Annotated in this window: 6 protein-coding genes; 4 read left to right on the forward strand and 2 right to left on the reverse strand. The window is 59.9% G+C overall.

Translation table 11 applies throughout. The features are described 5' to 3' along the window. Nucleotides 1–13: 13 nt before the first annotated feature. On the reverse strand, nucleotides 14–202 hold the full coding sequence (locus tag K4G67_RS17335) for a hypothetical protein (protein WP_239807490.1): 189 nt from the start codon (nucleotides 200–202) through the stop codon (nucleotides 14–16). A gap of 143 nt (nucleotides 203–345) precedes the next feature. After that, entirely contained in the window at nucleotides 346–1,068 is a 723-nt protein-coding gene (locus K4G67_RS17340) for a hypothetical protein (protein WP_239807491.1), read from the reverse strand. A 110-nt stretch (nucleotides 1,069–1,178) separates the two neighbouring features. On the opposite strand from K4G67_RS17340, the gene gntA reads away from it, so the two are divergent. Genes gntA through K4G67_RS17360 form a run of 4 tightly spaced genes read left to right on the forward strand, consistent with a single transcriptional unit; the run spans nucleotide 1,179 to nucleotide 3,238 of the window. Beyond that, entirely contained in the window at nucleotides 1,179–1,889 is a 711-nt protein-coding gene (gene gntA / locus K4G67_RS17345) for a guanitoxin biosynthesis heme-dependent pre-guanitoxin N-hydroxylase GntA (protein ID WP_239807492.1), read from the forward strand. Further along, nucleotides 1,886–2,464, forward strand: a complete 579-nt coding sequence (locus K4G67_RS17350; protein ID WP_239807493.1) for a DUF1989 domain-containing protein — start codon at nucleotides 1,886–1,888, stop codon at nucleotides 2,462–2,464. The genes gntA and K4G67_RS17350 overlap by 4 nt, the downstream gene beginning before the upstream one ends. 1 nt (nucleotide 2,465) lies before the next feature. Beyond that, the gene (locus K4G67_RS17355) at nucleotides 2,466–2,750 is read left to right on the forward strand and encodes a hypothetical protein (protein ID WP_239807494.1); all 285 of its coding nucleotides are present in this window, start codon (nucleotides 2,466–2,468) and stop codon (nucleotides 2,748–2,750) included. Further along, nucleotides 2,747–3,238, forward strand: coding sequence for a hypothetical protein (locus K4G67_RS17360; RefSeq protein ID WP_239807495.1), 492 nt, complete (start codon nucleotides 2,747–2,749; stop codon nucleotides 3,236–3,238). Before K4G67_RS17355 ends, K4G67_RS17360 begins: the two co-directional genes overlap by 4 nt. The last annotated feature ends 81 nt before the right edge of the window (nucleotides 3,239–3,319 follow it).

A 3,319-nucleotide genomic window follows, 5' to 3' on the forward strand; every position in this document is an offset into this window, starting at 1 on the left:
GCGTGCGCCTTGATCAATCAGGCACCGCCACATCGCCGTCCGAACAACACGAAGCGGTAGCCTCATGAATAGGACGGGCTAAGCGCTGTTGAAGCTTGACCTTCGCTTCCGCGCAACCGAGCATTTTTGCGCTGACGCCGTCGTGGGTTTTTTCAAAAGGGCGTAGCCCGATAAAACCTTGCGACATGCGCAGTATGTCCAATGGCTTCAGTTAGGAATAATCTCCGCAATCGGTGACGCCGCGGGAAGTTTAACCTGCAGGCGCCGGTCATTCGGACGCTCTCGGCTCTGCAACCGTGCTTCCGCTTTGCGCCCTCATCTCCGCCATAAAAGGTCGCTAGGGCGTTACCCGCAAGCTGCCGTTGCGCTTGTTAGAGGGCTTAAGGCGAAATGACCTTCAACTGCCTGATCGAGGTAGCGTCTGATGAACGCAGCATCGGCGGGTTGGACGGGTGAGTATTCTGTTGGAACAAATATTTTCGAGTTCTGGCCCTTGTAGCTGGTCACAGGTACGAATTCTTTGCGCTTTTCCAATTTGGTCGCTGCAGCTAATCGTTCGATCAGTCTTTCCGGCCGAGTAACAAGCTCGGAATGCGATACCAGTGCATACCCGGTCGCACGTGATGCCACGTCTGACCAGTTGCGCAACTTGGCGGTGCGCATGGCGATGGCATTGGGAAATGGCGATCCGGTTTGCGGGCAAAGCTCTCCCTCGATCGGCTGTCCGAACTTGGGATGTGCCCTGTCGATACCCCAGAATTCCTCATCCCACACACTGCGCCATTCGGCCCGAATGAACTCGCCGAAGTCCATCTCCTTGAGGTCCGGATGCGCATGCCATGGCTTGGCGTGCAGGCTGCGCAACCACTGGTCGGCCTGCCGCGCGATCACGATGACAAAAACATCGTCGGGAATCTCGACCTCTTCAGGGACGAGCCAGTGCTTGAAGCCGAAGTCTTCGGTAAACTCCAGCTCTTCGAGATTCCGTTCGAGCAATTTGATCAGGGCGTTGGTGCCGCTGCACCGCTGGCCATAAACCTGAAAGCGCCTGAATTTCGCGATAGCCAATACATGTCTCCGAGTAGGGAGCGATGCCCTTACCGTGATGCGTACGCGCTTTCCGCATGATCGATGTTAGATCGCAGCAACGTTTTCCCTGCCCGAACGTCTGTACGATCATGATGGGAGAGATCGACATCGACAACGGCGCTGATGCAACCGATGGCGAGGGTTCGCTGGCCGATGTCCTGCGGGCGCATATTGCCGAGGACGGCTTCCCCTGTGTCGGCGCGAAGTCGGCTCTGGCGACCGGCAGGCTTAAGGTGCTCTCCGCCCGTTCGCTGACCAGCGCATGGAACGATCTCGAAATCCATGACGCCTTGCTCGACTGGAGCGAAGATTACGCCAGCAACCCAGACGGTCTGCGCAGCCTAGCCGTCGTGTTTTCCGGACCCGACGATCTGGATGAGGCGGCGTTCGAGAAAGCGATGTGGGAGCGGCTGAATTCGCTTGCTGCCAAGGACGATTGGCGCGGGCTGGACTACGACCCGCACGTCAGCAGCGATCCGAGCGATCCCCATTTCTCTCTGAGCTTCGGCGGCGAGGCCTATTTCGTGGTCGGCATGCATCCCAACGCGTCGCGTGCCGCACGGCGAATTCCGCATCCGACCCTTGTTTTCAATCTGCACGACCAGTTCGAGGCCTTGCGCGCTTCGCAAAGATACGAGCGCATGCGCGAGACGATCCTGAAGCGCGATATGGCGCTGGACGGATCCATCAACCCCATGCTTTCGCGGCACGGCACGACGAGCGAGGCGCGGCAGTACAGCGGGCGCGTCGTCGGCGATGACTGGCGCTGCCCCTTTTCCGACCCGAGGAGCGGCAAATGACCCGCATCGAACCGCGCACCGGGACCGCTTTCGAATTGTCGAAAGGGCAGGTGCTGACCGTGACCGATCCCGAGGGCGGGCAAGTTAGCGACCTGTTGGCCGTGTCGCGGGCCGATCCGGCGGAGATCCTCTCCAACGGGAGGACGTTCGACTACGAAGAAAGGATCATGCTGACCACCGGCGCGCGGCTTTGGTCGAACCGGTCGAACCCCATGCTCACCATTCTGGAAGATACCGCGCCCGCGCACGATTTCCTCCTTACGCCCTGTTCGAAGGATACGTTCCGCCACTTCTACCCGGACAAGCCGGTCCATCGCGGCTGTTTCGGAAATCTGGCCGAAGCGCTGGAGCCATATGGCATCGGTCCCGACGACATACCCACCGCCTTCAACGTATTCATGAACGTACCGGTCGCCGGCGACGGCGTGCTTTCGGTCGATCCGCCGCAGTCTCCGCCGGGCACCTTCACCCGATTCCGGGCCGAGATGGACCTCGTGATCGGGCTCACCGCGTGCGCGGCTTATGCTTCGAACGGCGGCACGTTCAAACCGATCGATTACGATGTGAGCGGCTGAAATGGTGTTGGATTTCCTCGAGTGGTACGGCGCCATCGCCGCCGTGGTTGCAGCGCTGGTCGTGGCGACGAATGTCAGCTCGTGGGTGACGGGATGGGCCTTCGTGCTCTTCGTCACGTCTTCGCTGGCGCTGACTGCCTGGGGCTTCCTCAGCGACGATGCCGAAGGGATCGGCTGGCAGAATATCGCCCTGCTGCTGATCAATCTGTGGGGCGTGTATCGCTATCTCGGTCCGGAAAAAGGCGGACGCAAGCAGCCCACAAACAAGGCTGGAGACGCGTCATGAAACTCACCGCGCTGACCACCAGTTCAGCTGGCATCATCCTGCTTGTCGGGCTGGCAGGACACTTCGCTTCAGGTGCGATTTATTCCTCGCTCGAAGCGCGGGACATGATCTCGGCGCTATCCAGCCCGGCACTTTATCTCGGCAGTGCCATTGCCGGAAGCGCGGCCACGACGCTGGCCCTGATGCTGACCTTGCTCGGTCTGGTGAGGCGCGCCGATGCGGAGTTCGACCTCCGGATGTACAGGCAGATCTACCGCATTGCGGTGATGTCGACGGTCCTCCTGGGCGGTGCCGTCGTCATGCTGCTGCTTATGACGATGCCGATCGGCGAATTCGACGACGTGCCGGAAAACTGGTTTCCGATGCTTTACAAGGTTCTGTACTGGATCGTGGTGGTCCTCAGTGCCGGACTAGTCGCCATGGTCACCATGCTGTTCGGCACCGTCCGGTCGCTGATCGCCAAGCTCACGCCGCACGACGATGTCTAGCCCGTCGTATTCACCGGACCGGTCCTAAAGGGTTAGCGGGAGTGGCCTAAGCCTCTGATCTGAATTAGGAACTGGGTGTCT

The sequence above is a fragment of the Croceicoccus hydrothermalis genome (genome assembly GCF_022378335.1).
GTDB classification, from domain to species: domain Bacteria; phylum Pseudomonadota; class Alphaproteobacteria; order Sphingomonadales; family Sphingomonadaceae; genus Croceicoccus; species Croceicoccus hydrothermalis.